This window comes from Microbispora sp. H13382, from assembly GCF_014161445.1.
Lineage (GTDB): Bacteria > Actinomycetota > Actinomycetes > Streptosporangiales > Streptosporangiaceae > Microbispora.
Map to the genome: position 1 here is coordinate 1 of NZ_JABBXA010000027.1, position 16,584 is coordinate 16,584.

Sequence of the window (16,584 nt, forward strand, 5' to 3'; positions counted from 1 at the left end):
CCGTTGATCCAGGCCTTGGCGGCGGGGGTGGCGAAGCCGAAGCCGAACATCTTGTCCAGGAAGGCCCACAGGAACACCCAGCCGATGGCGATGCGGGCGGCGGCCCAGGCGTACCGGGCGGGGCCGGCGGTCGTCCGGGGCGCGGTGCCGGCGGCGGGGGTCGTCTCGGTGTGCGCGCGGGGGGCGGGGACGGTGACCGCGGCGGCGGGAGCGGCGTCGTAGAGGCGGTGCTTCCTCTGGTTGCGCCCTTCGATGGTGGCCATGACCGGCCCCTTTCAACGTGTTCGCGTCTTTGCTCTCTCTTTGACACCTCAAGCAAACCGCGATCACCGGCCCTGCCGCAGGAGCCGTACGGCACGCCGCGTCCACCCCGAAGTCCCCGTGATCGTGGGACTTTCGGCCCGCCTGCGGCCTGCGGCGAGCGTTCCGTCTCCGATGGATGGTCCTGGTCCGCCGGTGGACCATCCATCGGCGACTCCGCCGGCCGGCTGTCGAAGGCCTCAGGGGCCGACTCTCACTGGACGCTGGACAGGAACGCGCGGGTGCGCTCGTGCTCCGGGGCGGCGAGAAGGTCGCGGGGACGGCCCTCCTCGACGACCACGCCGTCGGCGAAGAAGGTCAGCCGGTCGCCGACCTCCCGGGCGAAGGCGATCTCGTGGGTCACCACGACCATCGTCATCCCCTCGGCGGCCAGGCCCTTCATGACCTCGAGCACCTCGTCCACCAGCTCGGGGTCGAGGGCGGAGGTCGGCTCGTCGAACAGCATCAGGGTGGGCTTCATCGCCAGCGCCCTCGCGATGGCCACCCGCTGCTGCTGGCCGCCGGAGAGCTGGTGGGGCCGCTTGTGCGCGTGGTCGGCCAGGCCCACGCGGTCCAGGTGCTCCATCGCCAGCGTCCGTGCCCGGTCCTGGGACATGCCCAGCACGTGGACGGGCCCGCACGCGACGTTCTCCAGCGCGCTCTGGTGGGCGAACAGGTTGAACCGCTGGAACACCATGCCGATGTTCCTGCGGAAGGCGGCGAACTCCTTCGGAGTCCAGGGGTGGTATCTGCCGTCGCGCAGCGTGTGGCCGACCTCCTCCCCGAGCACGCGCAGGCTGCCGCCCAGCACGGGCTCCAGACCGTTGACGCACCGCAGGAACGTGGACTTGCCCGAGCCCGACGGGCCGATGATGCAGCTCACCTCGCCGGGGGCCACCGTGAGGTTCACCCCGTTGAGCACCTGCACGCCGTTGTAGCCCATCCGGACATCGGACGCGACCACGACCGGGGCCGCGCCGCGGTCCTTGCCGGCGCTCACGCGGCCACCTTCGGCAGGACCTTGGCCGCGACCCCGCCGCCGCGCACCAGGCGTACGGCGTCGGAGCCGAACCGGCGCTCCAGCCGCCCCTGCAGGAACGTCGCCACGGCGGTCATGAGCATGTACCAGACGCTCGCCACGATCAGCAGCTCCATGATCCGGTTGTTCGCCTTGTAGATCTGGCTGGCGTTGGTCATCAGGTCGTGCCCGGCGACGACGTACACCAGCGAGGTGGTCTTCAGCATGGAGATGAACTCGTTGCCGGTCGGCGGGATGATGATGCGCAGTGCCTGCGGCAGCACGATGACCCGCATCCGCTTGGCCGGCGTCATGCCCAGCGAGTACGCCGCCTCGGTCTGGCCCCGGTCCACCGCCTGGATCCCGGCGCGCACGGTCTCGGCGAAGTACGCCGCCAGGTTCAGCCCGAGCCCCAGCATGGCCGAGGTGAACCCGGTCATCACCTGGTTGGTGTCCCACTTGAGACCGATCGCCGTGAAGGGGATCTTGAGCACGAGTTCGGGGAAGAGGAACGCGAGGTTGTACCAGAAGATGAGCTGCACCAGCACCGGCGTGCCGCGGAAGAACCAGATGTAGAACGTGGCCAGCCCGCTCAGCACCGGATTCTGCGCCAGGCGCATGACCGCGACCAGGACGCCGAGCACCAGTCCGAGGGCCGTCGCCAGCACGGAGATCTCGATGGTGACCCAGACCCCGGACAGGATGCGCTCGTTGAACAGATACTCGGCGACCTTGTCCCAGTCCAGGCGCGGGTTGACCACCACCAGGTAGGCCAGCCAGCCGGCGACCACGAGCGCGACCGCCGCGGCGACCCAGCGGCCCCAGTGCCAGGCTCGGGCGACGGGGACCGGCGTGCCGGCCCCGTCGACGATGGGTTCGGTGCGCACCTCACTTACCGCCGTTGACCACGGCCGACTCGACGGCCAGTGCGTCCAGGTTCCAGGCCTTGAGAATGTTGCCGTACTCCCCGCTCTTGATGAGGGAGTCCAGTGCGCCCTTGACGGAGTCGATGAGCTCCTTGTTGTCCGGCCTCATCCCGATGCCCCAGGGGCTCGCGGTGCCGTCGAGGGTGATCGCCTCCATCTCGAGCTTGGGGTCGGCCGCCTTGTACGCGGCGACCACGTAGTCGGTGACGCTCGCCTGCGCACGGCCGTTGCTCACCTGGAGCATGGCCTCCGTGTCGCCGGGGAACTTCAGGATGTCCACGGCGGGCTTGCCGTCCTTCTTGCAGGCCTCGTCGTAGCTCTCGGCCAGGTCCATCGAGGAGCCGTTGTCGACGACGGAGACGGTCTTGCCGCACAGGTCCGCGGGCCCGGTGATGCCCGCCGAGTTGCCCTTCTTGACCAGCAGCGCGGCGCCGGCCTGCACGTAGTCGACGAACGTGACCTGCTCCTGCCGTTCCGGCGTGTCGCTCATCGAGGAGATGACGAAGTCGTAGCGGCCGGTGAGCACGCCGGGGATCTGCGAGTTGAACTCCTCGTCGGTGATGGTCACCTTGACGCCGAGCTTCCTCGCGATGGCGCGCGCCAGGGCGGGGTCGAAGCCGATCGCGGTCTTGCCGTCGCTCGCGAACAGCTCCATGGGCGGGTAGCCGATCGAGGAGACGACCTTGAGGCCGTTCGACTTCAGGCTCGCCGGCGCCTTGGCCGCGAGCTCCTGGTCGGGGGTGATGGCGTTGATGACGTCGGCCGCCTTCTCCTCGGCGGGGGCCTGGTCGAGCACGACGGCCGGCGGAGCCGAGGCCGCCGCGCCGGAGTCGTCGGCGTTCAGGGACTGGGCGCCGCAGGCGGCGGTCGCGGCGAGCAGGCCGCCGACGGCGAGCGTGGTGAGGATCCGGGTGTTCACAGGGGGTGCTCCTTCAGATTCGCCGCCAGCGGACCTCGCCGCCGACGACCGTGGTCAGAACCTTGGTGCGCAGCACCGCCTCGGGTGACTCCAGGTAGGGGTCGATGTCCACTGCGATGAAGTCGGCGAGTCTGCCGGGCGTGAGGACGCCCTTGCGCTCCTCCTCGCCCGCGGCGTAGGCCGCGCCCAGTGTGTGGGCGGTGACGGCCTCGGCCATGCTCAGCCGCTGCTCCGGCTGCCACCCGCCGACGGGGGTGCCGTCGGTCCGGGTGCGGGTCACCGCGGCGTACAGCGCGGCGAAGGGGTTGGGGTGCTCGACGGGGGCGTCGGAGCCGAAGGCCAGCGCCACGCCGACGTTGAGCATCCCCCGCCAGGCGTAGGAGGCCAGCTCGTGGCCGGCCAGCAGGTGGTCCACCAGGTCGATGTCGCTGGTGCAGTGCACGGGCTGCATCGAGGCGACGATGCCCAGCCGCGCCATCCGCGCCAGGTCGCCGGGCCGCAGGTGCTGGGCGTGCTCGATGCGGTGCCGCAGCCCCGGCGTCTGGCCGACCGCCTCGTACGCGTTGATGACCAGGTGGTTGGCCCGGTCGCCGATCGCGTGCGTCGCGACGGCGATGCCGGCTCCCGCCGCCCGGGAGAACAGCGCGACCAGTTCCTCGTACGGCGTGACGGCGATGCCGTTGTTGCCGTGCTCGCCGGCGAAGGACTCGCTCATGTGGCAGGTGTGCGAACCCAGGGCGCCGTCGCTGAAGATCTTCACGGGGCCGGTGCGGACCCAGTCGTCGCCCTGCCCGGTGCGGCGGCCCTCGGCGATCGCCGCCTCCAGGTGGACCATCGGGATCGCCTTGTGGACGCGCAGCTTGAGCTCGCCCGCGTCGCGCAGCTGCAGGTAGGCGGCCCGGCAGTCCTCGCCGTCGATGTCGTGGACGCTGGTCAGGCCGAGCGCGAGCAGCTCATCCTGGGCCGCGCGGAGCAGGTCGCGCAGGTCGGGGGAGACCATGAGGTCGCGCAGCGGGTACGAGGCCGCCTCGCGCAGGATGCCGGTGGGCTCTCCGTTCGCGTCCCTGACGATCTCGCCGCCCACGGGGTCCGGCGTGCCGGCGTCGATGCCGGCCAGCCGCAGCGCCGCCGAGTTGGCCCACACGGTGTGACCGTCCACGCTGGGTAGCGCGACCGGCAGGTCCGGGCACACGGAGTCGAGCGCGTACCGGTCCGGCTGGGCGGGCGGGTTCCAGGTGTTGCTGTTCCACCGTCCGCCGAACAGCCAGGCGCCCGGCCGCAGCCGCGCCGCGTGCGCGGCCACCGCGGCGAGGGCCTCGTCCAGGGACCGCACGTCGCGCAGGTCCACCGCGCCGAGGCTCTGGGCGTACTGCGCCGTGTGGATGTGCGCGTCGTAGAGGCCGGGGAGCACGGCTGCGCCGTCCAGGTCGATCAGCTCCGCGCCCGGGCCCGCGGCCTCGCGCACCTCCGCCTCCGTGCCGACGGCGAGCAGCGTCTCGCCGTCCACGGCCATGGCCTGGGCGGGTGGGGCGCCGCCGGCTCCCGTGTGGATGGCGGCGTTGCGGTACACGCGGATGCTCATGTGACCTTCAGAAGGATTCGGGAACGGTGGCCCATCACTGTAGAAGTGGCGAAAAGAAGTAGGAAGCGCTATAAACACGACATTTGGCAACCCTGAGAGCAAGGAACGCTAATGCTCAAGCCGGAACATCTCCGCACTCTGCGCGAGGTGGTACAGTTCGGCTCCTTCGCCGCCGCGGCGAACCGGCTGGGGTACACCTCGTCGGCCGTCTCCCAGCAGATGGCCGCGCTGGAACGGCAGATCGGCGTGCGCCTGTTCGAGCGGTCCGCGCACAGCGTGCTGCCCACCAACGCCGCCGAGGTGCTGGCCAGGCACGCGGCGGCCGTGCTCGACGACATGGAACGGATGATCGCCACCGTCCAGGCCGTGCACCGCAACAGCGAGCGGCGGATCCACCTGGGCATCTTCCCCAGCTTCGCCGACGTGCTGACCGGCGTGCTCGGGCGGATGGAGGACCGGGACCGGGCCGGCGTCAAGGTCGCCGTCGCCGAGTCCTCCCAGCTCATCCCGCGTCTCGGCGCCGGAGGCGAGATGGATGCGGCGATCGTCTACCAGGTGGGGAACTCCGGCCTCTCGTGGCCGTCGGCACTGGGCCGCCGCTGGATCGCCGAGGATCGCTACAAGATCGTCCTGCCCGCCGGGTGGTGCGACCTGGCGCCGTACCGGGCCGAGCAACTCGTCGATCTGCCGTGGATCACGCACCACCCGGGCAGCAGCGACGCCTCCTTCTTCGAGGGCGTGTTCGCGCGCTGGGGCCTGCACCCCAGGATCGCCGGCCACGCGGACGACTTCAAGATCACACTGAGGATGGTCGAGGCGGGAATGGGCGCCGCGTTCGTCCCCGACCTCGCACTGCGCGGGCACGGCCCGGGCGTCGTGGTGGCCGACGTGCCGTGGCTGAACACCAGCCGCAGCATCTTCGCCCTCGCCCGCCCGGAGCGGGAGAGCGCCCGCCTGCTGTCCCTGCTCGACGCCCTGGCGGTCTGACCGTACGCGATGGGGGGTCGCCCTCGGTGAGGCGCGCGCCGGCTCGGCGAAGGCCTTCCGAGGTTCGACGTGAAACGGGAGATATGTCACCATTTGCCGGATCTCGGTGCGGCTGGTGACGACCCCGCCGCGCCGCCCCGCCGGACGGCTACCCGCCGCCGGAGCAGGCGTTTGAGGAGGCCCCCGACCATGGAACGCGAGCCGGAGATCAACGGGTCCGCCGAGGCGGTCGCGGAACGCGACGCGGCGATCGCCCGGTCCGCCGAGGCGATCCGCCTGCACAGCGGGCACGCGATCCTCATCGAGGCCGGCGCCGAGCCGGTCATCGAACGGCTCGGCGGCCAGGAGCGTCCCGCGCCCGGCGGCCCGCCGGAGCTGTGGGCCTGGACCTTCGTCGTCAAGGACATGATCGACGTCGCCGGGCTCCCCACGACCCGCGGTTCCGCCCTGTACGGAAGCGAGGAGGCGCTGACCACCGCCCCCTGTGTCGAAGCGCTGGAACGCGCGGGGGCGTTGCTGGTCGGCAAGGCGAACCAGCACGAGTTCGCCTGGGGCGTCACCAGCGAGAACCCGCACTGGGGCGACGTGCGCAACCCGCGTCACCCGCACCTGTCTCCCGGCGGATCGAGCGGCGGCACGGCGGCCGCCCTCGCCGCCGGCATCGCCAGGTTCGGCCTCGGCACCGACACCGGCGGCTCCGTACGGATCCCGGCCGCCTGCTGCGGCGTGGTCGGCCTGCGGCCAAGAGCCGGCGCCGTCCCGTCCGGGGGAGTCGCGCCGCTCGCCCCCATGTTCGACGTCGTCGGGCCCATGACCACCTCGGTCGCCGACTGCGCCCACGTGTGGCGGGTGCTCTCCGGCGAGGCGGTCGAGCCGCCGGACTCCCTGGCGGGGCTGGTCGTCGGCGTCGCCGAGGGGTGCGCGCAGGCCGGGGAGTTCGCGGACCTCGGCGCCGAGGTCCGCGAGATCGCCCTGCCGTACGAGATCCTCCCGCGGTACTGGACGATCGTGGGCGCGCAGGCTCGCCGTACGCACGAGGCCACCTATCCGAGGGCGGCCGGGAGCTACAGCGAGGGGGTGCGCCGGAAGCTGGACGGCGCCGGCGGGATCGGCCACCGGGAGTACCGCCGGGCGGTCGAGGATCTCGACGCGGTCAGGGCCCGGTTCTCCGCGGAGATGTCCGGGATCGATCTCCTGATCACGCCGACGCTCGGTGGCCCCGCGCCCCGGCTCGGGTGCGACGAGGCCGCCGTACGCGGGGAGGTCGGCCGCGTCACCGCCGTCGTGTCCGCGCTCGGCCTGCCCGCGCTGGCGGTCGGCGACCTGCAGGTGGTGGGACGCCGCGAGGCGGACGTCCTGCGCGCCGGGCTCTGCCGGGAGGCGCGGGGCGGCGGCGTCCCCGAGCCACGCTGACCCTTCAGGCGTGCCGAGGCAGGGCCCACGGGTCCACCGGCACGACGGCCGTGCAGCGGCCGAGCCGGTCGAGGACCCGGCCGTACAGCTTGGCCTGCCGCAGCACGATCTGCCGGTCGGCCACGGTCACGTGCGGAAATCGCTCCTCCAGGCGGACCACCAGCGGGTGCAGGTCCGCGACCTCGTGCAGGCCCACGGTGAGGAGCATGTTGCGGGTGCCCGCGAGCGCCGCGCAGGTGCGGGTCTCCGGCCAGCCGAGCAGCGCCCGGCCCGTCTCCTCCAGCAGGCCGTCCGGCATCCGCAGCCACAGGACGGCCGAGGAGTGCCAGCCCGCGTGCGAGCGCGCGAGGTCGCAGCGGAAGTCGATGTCGCCCGTCGCGACCAACCGGGAGAGCCTGCGCTGCACCGTGCGCTCGGACACGCCGACGGTCCGGGCCAGTTCGGAGTAACCGGCCCGGCCGTCCGGCAGCAGGGCCTTGAACAGCAGGCGGTCGAGTGCGTCCATCCGCCTCGTCGACTCCGGCGGGCCGGGCCGCCGCGCCAGCGCGGCCGCCGCACGAGGGGACAGCACGCGCAGCCGCCAGCGGCACGAGGCCTCGAAGACGCGCGTCGCGACGTGGGTGCGCACCTTCGCCACTCCCGGCATCCGCGGCAGGTCCGTGAGCAGGTAGTCCGCGAGCGCCGGCATCGACGCGGCCACGGCGATCACGAACAGGTCGTGGCCCGCGGCGACGTGCTGCACGGTGATGAGATGCCCGGCCGTGGCGAGCCGGCCCGCGACCTCGACCGCGGCTCCGGCCTCGCAGTCGATCTCCAGGAACACCATGCTCGTCTCGTGCATCTGGCGCCGGCCGAGGGCGACGGTGGTCCAGGCCTCGCCCGAGGCGTTCAGCCGCTGCCAGCGCCGCGCGGCCGTCGCCGGATCGGCGCCGATCGCCGCCCCGATGTCCACCCAGCTCGCGCGCGGGTTGATCTGGAGCGCGTCGATCAGTTCGAGGTCGGCCTCCGACAACAACCCAGGCTGCTCTCTGTCGGAATCCTGCACGCATGCCCCTTCAATGACGCTTTGCTGCATTTTTGTGCTCGGATCACCTTATAGACCGATCCTTGTGCGCGCGGCCGTCGCGGTGCGCCCCGGCCGGCCGTACGGCGCCGAAGCCTGCGGCACGGACGGGCCTGCGGCACGGACGGGCCTTCGGGGCGGACGGGCCTTCTGGGCGGCGCGAGGGACGACACGGGGAGCCCACGGGGCGGCGGAAGCTTCCGCGGCCGTGCGGCGGCACCCGTCGCATTCGGGGAGAGGACGAATCTCGATGACTCGGTTCTGGGGCACCCGGCGGGTCCGCGAGCTGGCCGGAGGCGGCCGGTGAGCGAGCCCCGTCTGGTCGGCGTCCTGGGCGGCATGGGACCGGCGGCCACGGTCGACTTCTACGGCAAGCTCGTGGAGGAGACGCCGGCGACCTGCGACCAGGGTCACGTGCCCGTCGTCATCTGGGGCGACCCCCGCGTACCCGACCGATCCCTGAGTCTGATCGGCGACGGCGAGGACCCGACCCCGTACCTGCGACGCGGCATCGAGGGCCTGAAACGGGCCGGGTGCCAGGTGCTCGCCGTGCCGTGCAACACCGCCCACGCGTTCGTCCCCCGCCTCGCGGACGAGGCCGGGCTGGAGCTGGCCAGCATCATCGAGGTCACCGCCGACGCCCTCGCCGCCGACGGCGTACGCGCGGCGGGCGTGCTCGCCACGACGGGCACCCTGCGCGCGGGGCTGTACGCGGAGGCGCTGCGGCGGCGCGGCGTCGCGGTGATCGAGCCGGGCGAGCCCGACCAGCCGCGGGTCATGGCGGCCATCGGCGCGGTCAAGAGCGGCGCCGCCGGCCCGGCCCACCGGCTGGGTCTCGAGGAGGTCTCGCGCTCCCTCGTGGACCGCGGCGCCGAGCGGATCGTCGCGGCGTGCACCGAGATCGTCCTGGCCTTGGACGCCTCGCGCGTCCCCGTCCCCGTCGTCGACCCCGCCCGTCTGCTAGCTCGCCGGGTCGCCGAGTTGGCGCTGCGCTGACCCCGCCCGCTCCGGCCGTCGTGGGGCCTGCGGCCGCTCCCTTCCCGGAGCGAAGGAGTCATAGTCGTAGGATGACGAGTAGACGATATTCCTGCTGGTCACGAGGCATGCCATGCGGGTGAGCGGTTCGCGTCGTACGCGATGGGCCGAGGGAAAAGGCGGACTGACCCGGCGGACGATCGTGGTGAGCATGCTGATCTTGGGCCTCATCAGCGGCGCCTTCGCGTTCCTCCTGCCGGCGATTTCGGGTCTTCGTGAGGCGGTGCATCTCACAAACCACTCCAGGCATGTGCTGACGACCGCGAACCACCTCCATAGGCTCGTCATCGACCTTGAGACCGGTCAGCGGGGGTTCGTCATCGCCGGAGACGAGAGCTTCCTGCAACCATGGAGACAAGCCCGTGCCTCCATCCCCGAGCAGGCGGCCACCCTGGAGCGGCTCGCAAGCGCCCAGAGCGCCGCGCAGGGAGACCGGGCGCGCCAGATCAAGCAGTCCGTCGAGGCCTACATCCGTGACTATTCGGTGCCGACCGTGGAGGCCGCGCGGCGAGATCCGGCATCCGCCCGAACCGTGGCGGTGACGGAAGAAGGAAAGCGCCGTGTCGACGCGATCAGGGGTCAATTCGAGCGCTTCGTGAATTTTGAGAATCAACTTCTCGCGTCGCGGCAAGAGCGTGCCGCCGATGCCGCTGTCCGGGCCACCGCGGCGACGTCGGTCGGTGTAGCGGGATCGATCCTGCTCATCCTTCTCTTCGACACCTACCTGATCCGGTCGATCGTCCGGCCGGTCCGCAAAGCGGCCGCCGTCGCTTCCCGGCTCGCCGACGGAGACCTCACGGCGCGCATGCCCGAAACCGGTGCGGGCGAGATCGGCAAGCTCGAAGTCGCGTTCAACAGCATGGGGCGCTCGCTGGAGGAGAGCCGCGAGCTGACCGAGAAGGCGCACAGGCGCCTCAAACTGCTGTACGACGCCAGCACGGCGGTGGGCACCACCCTCGATGTGAGGCGGACCGCGGAAGAACTGGTGAAGGTAGTGGTCCCTGAGTTCGCCGACTTCGTCACGGTCGACCTGGCGGTGGCTGTCCTGCGGGGCGATGACCACCGGCCGGACGAGGGCGAGATGCTGTGCCGGGTGGCCATCGGATGCATTCGGAACACCGGGTCGTTCCACCCGCCCGGCGTGCTGATCACGTGGGCCCCGCCCACGCCTCAGGCCCGCAGTTTCGACGGTGGCCTCGCCCTGCTCGAACCCGATCTGCGGGCTTCCACCGCGTGGCGGTCCCGGGATCCGGAAGCGGCCGCTCGGATCCTGGACCACGGCATCCATTCCCTGATCACGACCCCGCTACGTGCCCGGGGGGTGCGGATGGGCGTCGTCAGCTTCTGGCGCTCGCGTCAGCCCGGGCGATTCGACGAGGAGGACCTGTCCTACGCGGTGGAGCTGACCGCCAAGGCGGGCGTCGTCATCGACAACGCCCGCCGTTACGCCCATGAACGCAATACCGCGCTGACTCTGCAGCGCAATCTGCTGCCCCAGCGGCTGCCCGTGCAGCCGGCGGTGGAGATCGCCTTCCGTTATCAGCCGGCGGGCGCGCAGACCGGGGTGGGGGGCGACTGGTTCGACGTGATCCCGCTGTCCGGCTGCCGGGTCGCCCTCGTCGTCGGGGACGTCGTCGGCCACGGCATCCACGCCGCCGCCACCATGGGCCGGCTGCGCACCGCCGTACGCACCCTGGCCGACGTCGACCTGCCGCCTGACGAGCTCCTCACCCACCTGGACGACCTGGTCATCCACCTCACCAGCGGCGAACAGCCCGGTATGGCGGAAGGCGACACGGCCGCGTTCGCCGAGCTGGGCGCCACGTGCCTGTACGCCGTCTACGACCCCGTCTCACGCAGATGCACCTTGGCCACCGCCGGTCACCCGCTGCCTGTTCTGCTCACTCCCGACGGCACCACGGAACTGGTGCGCGGCCCGGTCGGCCCTCCTCTCGGCGTCGGCGGCCTGCCCTTCGAAACCACCGAGCTGCGCTTGACCGAGGGCACCGTCATCGCCCTGTTCACCGACGGCCTGGTCGAGACCCGCGACCGTGACATCGACCAGGGCCTCGCCGAGCTGCGCCGTGCCCTGGCGCTGCCGACGGCGTCACTGGAAGACATCTGCGACACCGTGACCGGCGCCCTGCTCGACGGCCGCGCGGCTGACGACGCGGCCCTTCTCCTCGCACGCACCGAAGCCCTCTCCCCGGACCAGGTCGCCATGTGGGAGGTCCCCGCTGACCCGGCCCTGGTCGCGCGCACCAGGAAGCTCGCCATCGACCAGCTCCTCGTATGGGGACTGGACGAAATGGAGTTCGTCACCGGCCTCGTGGTGAGCGAGCTCGTCACCAACGCCATGCGCCACGGGACCGGCCCGATCCAGCTGCGACTGATCCGCGACCGCACACTGATCTGCGAGGTCTCGGACGGCAGCAACACCGCACCGCATCTGCGCCGGGCCCGCGTCTTCGACGAGGGAGGGCGCGGACTGCTGCTGGTCGCACAGCTCACGCAGGGCTGGGGCACGAGGCAGACGACCAGTGGCAAGACCATCTGGTGCGAACAGGCCCTGCCTCCCCCCGTGCCGAGCTCAGACGGGGCACCCGGCGACGAAGTCTCCAGGGCGGCATGAGGCAGGCGTGACGCGGGCGATCCCCGTCTGCGGATCAGTCGCGTACGGGCCTGCGGCGGGCGGCGTACGCGCGGGCCTTGGCCCGGTTGCCGCAGACGCTCATGGTGCACCAGCGCCGGGTGCGGCTGCGGGTGCCGTCCCAGAACACCCACTCACACGAGTGATCCGGGCACATCTTGAGGCGCCGCCACTCCCCGTTGGCCACGACCAGGGCCCAGGCGGCGCCGATCGAGGCAAGCGGACCCTCGCCCATCAGCGGGTCGCCGGGCTCCGATGCCGCCCCCAGCCGTACTCGGAGGGGCAGCGCATCCAGCACGGTCTGCGCCTGACCGATGGCCCGGGCCGCTTCCGGGGTGTCGGGAGCGCCGATGTTGTTGGTCAGCAGGCGCGCGCGCAGACCGGCGCGCAACGCGATCGCCTGCGTGTGCGTCCGTTCGTCCACGTCGCCGGTCAGCCCTCGATCGCGTGCCCAGGTCGTCAGCCCCTCCATCGTGGCGATCGCGTCCGTGCCGTCTTCGACGTCGATCGTGTTGGCGAAGTCACGGATCAGCGCCGCGTGGGCCGACGGGTCTGTCATCGCTCTGCTCGTTCCTTCGGGGCCTGCGCCGTATTCCATCTACCAGGATAGATGGCCGAAATCTCACCACCTACCACCATAGACGGGTAGAAATCGACTGCACGGGTGGGCGTGGGCGGCCGGCTCCGGGGTCGCGGATCCGCCTGGTCACCTCGACTGGTTCCATCTATCGGGATAGCTGGTTAATATCCAACCATCTAAGGTGATAGATGGTTGGAGGTGGCGTGGCTGTGACGGTGACACGGGGTGCACCGCGAAACCGGGCGAGCCGCCGGAACGAGACCGTGCTGGTGGGCTTCACCGCGGTCACCAATCTGGCCGACGGCGTGGTGAAGATCACGCTTCCCATGCTCGCCGTGGCGGTGGGTGGCTCCGTGGGGCAGGTGGCGGGGGTGGGGCTCACGCTCACGCTGCCATGGCTGCTGGCGTCGCTCCCGGTGGGCGTGCTCGCCGACCGGACCGATCGCCGCCGGCTGGTGGTCGTCGCGAACCTGCTCCGGCTGGCGGCCGTCGCCGCGCTGTTCGTCGCGGTGCTCGCCATGGGCACGGCCGGGCCGCCGTTGCTGCCGGTTCTGTACGCCGTGGGGCTCGTGGTCGGCCTCGCCGAGGTGGTGGCCAACACCGCCGTCGGCGCCGTCGTTCCCGCGGCCGTCCCGGCGGAGCGCCGGCCCAAAGTCAACGCCTGGATCGCGGGGGTGGAGACGCTCGCCAACGAATTCTGCGGGCCGGCGGTGGGGGGCCTGCTCGTCGGCGTCGGGGCCGGCGTCGCGCTCGGCTCCACCGTCGCCGGGTTCGCCGCCGGTGCGATGCTGATGACCCTGCTGGCCGGCCGGTTCCGGCCCTCAGCCGGGACGGGGCCGCGTGAGGAGCACGTGAGCCGGGCGAGCCTCGTCGCCGACGTCCGCGAGGGACTGGCCTTCCTGTGGCGCCATCGGCTGCTGCGCACCCTTTCGCTGACGATCGCCGTCCTGGCGGGATGCTGGAGCGCCTGGCTCGCCCTACTGCCGTCCTACGCGGCGTCCGTACTGGAGCTGGACTCGGCCGGGTACGGCCTGCTGGTCAGTGCCATCGGCGTGGGCGGCCTCGTCGGCGCCGTGCTCACGTCGGCGGTCAACCGACTGCTCGGGGTGCGCTGGGCGCTGTTCGCCGACCTCGTCGGCACGTTCCTGATGATGGCCGTGCCCGCGCTGCTCCCGGCCGCATGGACGGTCGGCGCCGCCGCCTTCGTCGGCGGCATGGGCGGAACCCTGTGGACGGTGAACGCGCGGACCATATCCCAGGCGCTTGTTCCCGACCGGCTCCTCGGCAGGTACGGCGCCGCCGCGCGCCTGCTCGGCTGGGGCACCCTTCCACTCGGCGCCGCCCTGGCCGGGCTCCTCGCCGAGGCATTCGGTCTTCACCTGGCGTTCGCCGTGTTCGCCCTGGCGGTCGCCGCGCTCACCGTGCCCTTCCTGCGCACCGTCACCCCTGCCGAGCTGGCGGCCTGACCCTGCGGCGAGCCGGTTCGGCCTTCCTGGTGCTACGGGGGTGCATGGTCGCGTTGCGTGGTGTCCGGTCAGGCAGCGATTGCCGGGAACACCACGAGCGATCCGTCGCTGCTTCGTTCGATCTCGATCGCGACATCAGCCTGGTGGGTTCCCACGTTGAGGCCGTCGCCCAAGGCGCGAAGTCGATATACGGCCTTGAGTAGGTCGTCGACCTCGCGCTGCGTGAACATGATGCTCAGGAAACCGCCGTCACGCTTCAGTTCGAGAGTCGACAGTCGAAGAAGGACGGAGTTGATGCCTGATTCCAACTCGTCGACGCAACGCTCGTCGTCGTGCAGCGATGCGACAAAGCTCTTGAACGGATTGTCCGTGCCCGCCAGTTGAGCGTGTTCAACCGCCTGAAGCACGAGCACCCGGTGTTTGAGGGCGATGGCGAGTCGTGCAATCTCCAGGTGCGCGCGGAATGCTCCGCCTTCCTCGTTGACACCGGGGAATGCTTTCGCCAATACGTCAAGCTCGACAGGACCGTCGGGCAGCTTGGCCAGCGCATCCTGCCTTTTCTTGAGCCGACGCCTGGCGCGTTCGATCGCCGTGCTGATCGCGTACGACGAGGTGTCCAGCCCTAGCGACAGGCCGATCCTGCCCTGGTCGAGGAGGATCGACGTCGCCTTGTCGATCGCGTCACGACAACCGTCCACCTCGCTGCGTTCGTCCTCGAGGTTGTCTTCGTGTAACTGCTCCAGGAGGTCGGTGATCCGCTCGATCGCTTTCTGGCGCTGCTGATCGGCGTAGGCGCTGACGCCGACCGAGACGGCCATCAGCACAAGTGGCGCGGCCACGGTCAACGCTGCTGAGCGAGCGGGCTGGCCGCATGGAGCGGAATTCCGCCGTTCCGGTCGCGCCTGGTTGGTATCGGATGCGCTTCCAGCGTGGCGATGGGGGAATTTGCAAGTGCCGCCAGGACTGTTCTCAGTTCTGCGAGCCGTGCCGGTGTCATGCCCTCATCGCCCAGCACGTCCGGCACGCTCAAGGCCTCAGTGGCGAGTGTCCATACTGGCAGGGATACCTCATCACCAGTTGTCACGCCTCGTCCCCTCTCCGAACTGAAACACACCATAGCCTTTCAGTCGTAGGCGTGGATGGCTCAGCAATTGACCGAGCGCCATGAAGCTGTCCGCTCTCCCGGCATTTCTAGCTGAATGTCCTGGTCATTCTTTGATGCGGCGTGTCGAGCCGCGGCGTTGCCATCGCTCAGGCCTTCGCCCGTAGCCCCCGCTGGGGCCGCCTGGTCACGAAGGCCGGCCTCGCCGACGCGCTCAAGCTGCCGGCCTTCCACGCCGGCGCCGCCCGACCAGCATTCTCGGGAGGTGCTTCGCTGGCTGAACGACACCCGCTGACCCGCCCGTTCCCGGGGACAGGCGGCAGGGGTCATCTCACGATCTGGAGCAGGGCCTGGTTCCGCGCCTTCGCCGGCTCGGCGAGCCGCTGCAGTTCCCGGCCGGCCGAGTCGAGCACGACCAGGGTGTTGTGCGTGCGGCCGCGGACGCGGACTACCAGACGGCCGTCGGGGAGGTAGAACGCGCCCATCTTCGTCCCCTTGACCGGGATGGGAACCCGCTTGCCCGTGACGGTGTCGACGATCGTCGGGGTGGACCCGATCGGCCAGACGTAGTCGCCTTCCGGGTCATTCCTCGAAAACGTGTGTACAACGACCTTCCTGGCGTCCGGCGACAGGCTGTGCACGTGGTTCGCGTACTTGATGCCCTTGACCCGGACCGACCGCCCGGTCTTGACATCGAAAACGAAGACGCCGTCGCCGGCCGCCCCCGCGAGGTGGCGCCCGTCCGCGGACCAGGCGAGGTGGCAGGCGCCAATCGGAGCGCCCGCCTTGCGTACGCCCGTGCCGTCCGCGTTCATGACCATGAGAGGTGTCCCGCTCTCGGCGTTGACGTGCTTGCCGAAGAAGGCGACCCGGGCGGAGTCCGGGGACCAGACCGGGGTGAAGCAGGGGAAGTTGGCGGCGATTCCCTTGGCCACGACCTTCGACGTGCTCCCGTCCCCGATGTGGAGCTTGCCCTTCGGCAGGCGGTCCAGCGTGACCCAGGCGAGCTTCGTGCCGTCGGGCGAGGCGGCGACCTGGAAGGTGAGATCCGGTGCGCTGCCGAGCTTGATGAACCCCTTGCCCGGTTCGTAGCGGCTGATCGGATAGCCCTTGCCGTAGCTCAGGTAGACGGCGACACCTGCGAGCGGCTTCGGTGCCGCGCTCATGGACTTGGTGGTCGTCGTGCCGGCGGCGGCCGCGGAGGGGAGGACGGCGAGGCCGGCGATCGCGGTGACGGCCAGACCGAGTGCGGTGCGCTTCATGGTGAACTCCTGGGTGCGTTGCTCCCCGGCGTGATCGGCGCCGGGTTTGATCGCGCCCAGTGAAAGGTCGACCGCTTGCATGTTCCTTGATTACGGCATAGCGGGGCGCTGCCGTCAGCCTGCAGGGGCGGCCATGCGGGGACTGGAAAAGGAACGCTCTGACCCACATCGGGAGGCCTTCATGTCATCTCCCGGGACCGCCGGGGAGCAGGAGCCGCGGGCGGTAGCCGGACGGGGCTGCTGACGAAGGTCGTCGCCCGGAGCGGTGCACTGCCGTTTGT

General features: G+C 70.9%; 13 protein-coding genes and 1 pseudogene. 5 read left to right on the forward strand and 9 right to left on the reverse strand.

The features are described 5' to 3' along the window. The 5 genes and pseudogenes from HHX41_RS35655 to HHX41_RS35675 form a co-directional block, all read right to left on the reverse strand. A pseudogene (locus HHX41_RS35655) lies at positions 1 to 263 on the reverse strand (hypothetical protein); the annotation flags it as partial. A gap of 251 nt (positions 264 to 514) precedes the next feature. Next, positions 515 to 1,243 carry an amino acid ABC transporter ATP-binding protein gene (locus HHX41_RS35660; protein WP_169983829.1) on the reverse strand — a complete coding sequence of 243 codons (729 nt, stop codon included), beginning with the start codon at positions 1,241 to 1,243 and terminating at the stop codon, positions 515 to 517. 53 nt (positions 1,244 to 1,296) lie between these two features. Next, entirely contained in the window at positions 1,297 to 2,205 is a 909-nt protein-coding gene (locus tag HHX41_RS35665) for an amino acid ABC transporter permease (protein WP_182909489.1), read from the reverse strand. Between the two features lies 1 nt (position 2,206). Beyond that, entirely contained in the window at positions 2,207 to 3,163 is a 957-nt protein-coding gene (locus tag HHX41_RS35670; protein ID WP_169983753.1) for an ABC transporter substrate-binding protein, read from the reverse strand. Positions 3,164 to 3,176: 13 nt separating this feature from the next. Next, positions 3,177 to 4,745, reverse strand: coding sequence for an amidohydrolase (locus tag HHX41_RS35675; RefSeq protein ID WP_182909490.1), 1,569 nt, complete (start codon positions 4,743 to 4,745; stop codon positions 3,177 to 3,179). Between the two features lie 111 nt (positions 4,746 to 4,856). On the opposite strand from HHX41_RS35675, the gene HHX41_RS35680 reads away from it, so the two are divergent. Next, positions 4,857 to 5,732, forward strand: a complete 876-nt coding sequence (locus HHX41_RS35680) for a LysR family transcriptional regulator (RefSeq protein WP_169983755.1) — start codon at positions 4,857 to 4,859, stop codon at positions 5,730 to 5,732. Positions 5,733 to 5,921: 189 nt separating this feature from the next. Then, a complete protein-coding gene (locus tag HHX41_RS35685; RefSeq protein ID WP_182909491.1) occupies positions 5,922 to 7,145 on the forward strand; it encodes an amidase in 1,224 nt (407 codons plus the stop codon). Positions 7,146 to 7,149: 4 nt separating this feature from the next. On the opposite strand, the gene HHX41_RS35690 is transcribed toward HHX41_RS35685, so the two are convergent. Beyond that, complete coding sequence (locus HHX41_RS35690) at positions 7,150 to 8,190, reverse strand: Lrp/AsnC family transcriptional regulator (protein WP_169983756.1); 1,041 nt, start codon at positions 8,188 to 8,190, stop codon at positions 7,150 to 7,152. 321 nt (positions 8,191 to 8,511) lie between these two features. On the opposite strand from HHX41_RS35690, the gene HHX41_RS35695 reads away from it, so the two are divergent. Together HHX41_RS35695 and HHX41_RS35700 are read left to right on the forward strand one after the other, a co-directional pair. Beyond that, positions 8,512 to 9,204 (forward strand): aspartate/glutamate racemase family protein, encoded by a 693-nt coding sequence (locus tag HHX41_RS35695; protein WP_211592308.1) that lies wholly within the window; start codon positions 8,512 to 8,514, stop codon positions 9,202 to 9,204. A gap of 190 nt (positions 9,205 to 9,394) precedes the next feature. Then, positions 9,395 to 11,875, forward strand: a complete 2,481-nt coding sequence (locus HHX41_RS35700; protein WP_182909492.1) for a SpoIIE family protein phosphatase — start codon at positions 9,395 to 9,397, stop codon at positions 11,873 to 11,875. A 34-nt stretch (positions 11,876 to 11,909) separates the two neighbouring features. Here the strand turns inward: HHX41_RS35700 and HHX41_RS35705 are convergent, their stop codons facing one another. Then, entirely contained in the window at positions 11,910 to 12,452 is a 543-nt protein-coding gene (locus tag HHX41_RS35705) for a CGNR zinc finger domain-containing protein (protein ID WP_182909493.1), read from the reverse strand. Between the two features lie 230 nt (positions 12,453 to 12,682). Here HHX41_RS35705 and HHX41_RS35710 point away from each other — a divergent pair, with 230 nt between their 5' ends. After that, positions 12,683 to 13,939, forward strand: a complete 1,257-nt coding sequence (locus HHX41_RS35710; protein ID WP_310742327.1) for an MFS transporter — start codon at positions 12,683 to 12,685, stop codon at positions 13,937 to 13,939. A gap of 68 nt (positions 13,940 to 14,007) precedes the next feature. On the opposite strand, the gene HHX41_RS35715 is transcribed toward HHX41_RS35710, so the two are convergent. After that, positions 14,008 to 14,757 (reverse strand): hypothetical protein, encoded by a 750-nt coding sequence (locus HHX41_RS35715; protein WP_220504730.1) that lies wholly within the window; start codon positions 14,755 to 14,757, stop codon positions 14,008 to 14,010. A gap of 610 nt (positions 14,758 to 15,367) precedes the next feature. Then, complete coding sequence (locus HHX41_RS35720; protein WP_182909495.1) at positions 15,368 to 16,303, reverse strand: hypothetical protein; 936 nt, start codon at positions 16,301 to 16,303, stop codon at positions 15,368 to 15,370. Between the last annotated feature and the right edge of the window lie 281 nt (positions 16,304 to 16,584).

Coding starts and splice junctions, on each gene's coding strand:
- HHX41_RS35660 (WP_169983829.1), bottom strand. CDS start 1,243: ATGGGCTACAACGGCGTGCAGGTGCTCAACGGGGTGAACCTCACGGTG.
- HHX41_RS35675 (WP_182909490.1), bottom strand. CDS start 4,745: ATGAGCATCCGCGTGTACCGCAACGCCGCCATCCACACGGGAGCCGGC.
- HHX41_RS35680 (WP_169983755.1), top strand. CDS start 4,857: ATGCTCAAGCCGGAACATCTCCGCACTCTGCGCGAGGTGGTACAGTTC.
- HHX41_RS35685 (WP_182909491.1), top strand. CDS start 5,922: ATGGAACGCGAGCCGGAGATCAACGGGTCCGCCGAGGCGGTCGCGGAA.
- HHX41_RS35700 (WP_182909492.1), top strand. CDS start 9,395: ATGCTGATCTTGGGCCTCATCAGCGGCGCCTTCGCGTTCCTCCTGCCG.
- HHX41_RS35705 (WP_182909493.1), bottom strand. CDS start 12,452: ATGACAGACCCGTCGGCCCACGCGGCGCTGATCCGTGACTTCGCCAAC.
- HHX41_RS35715 (WP_220504730.1), bottom strand. CDS start 14,757: ATGGCCGTCTCGGTCGGCGTCAGCGCCTACGCCGATCAGCAGCGCCAG.
- HHX41_RS35720 (WP_182909495.1), bottom strand. CDS start 16,303: ATGAAGCGCACCGCACTCGGTCTGGCCGTCACCGCGATCGCCGGCCTC.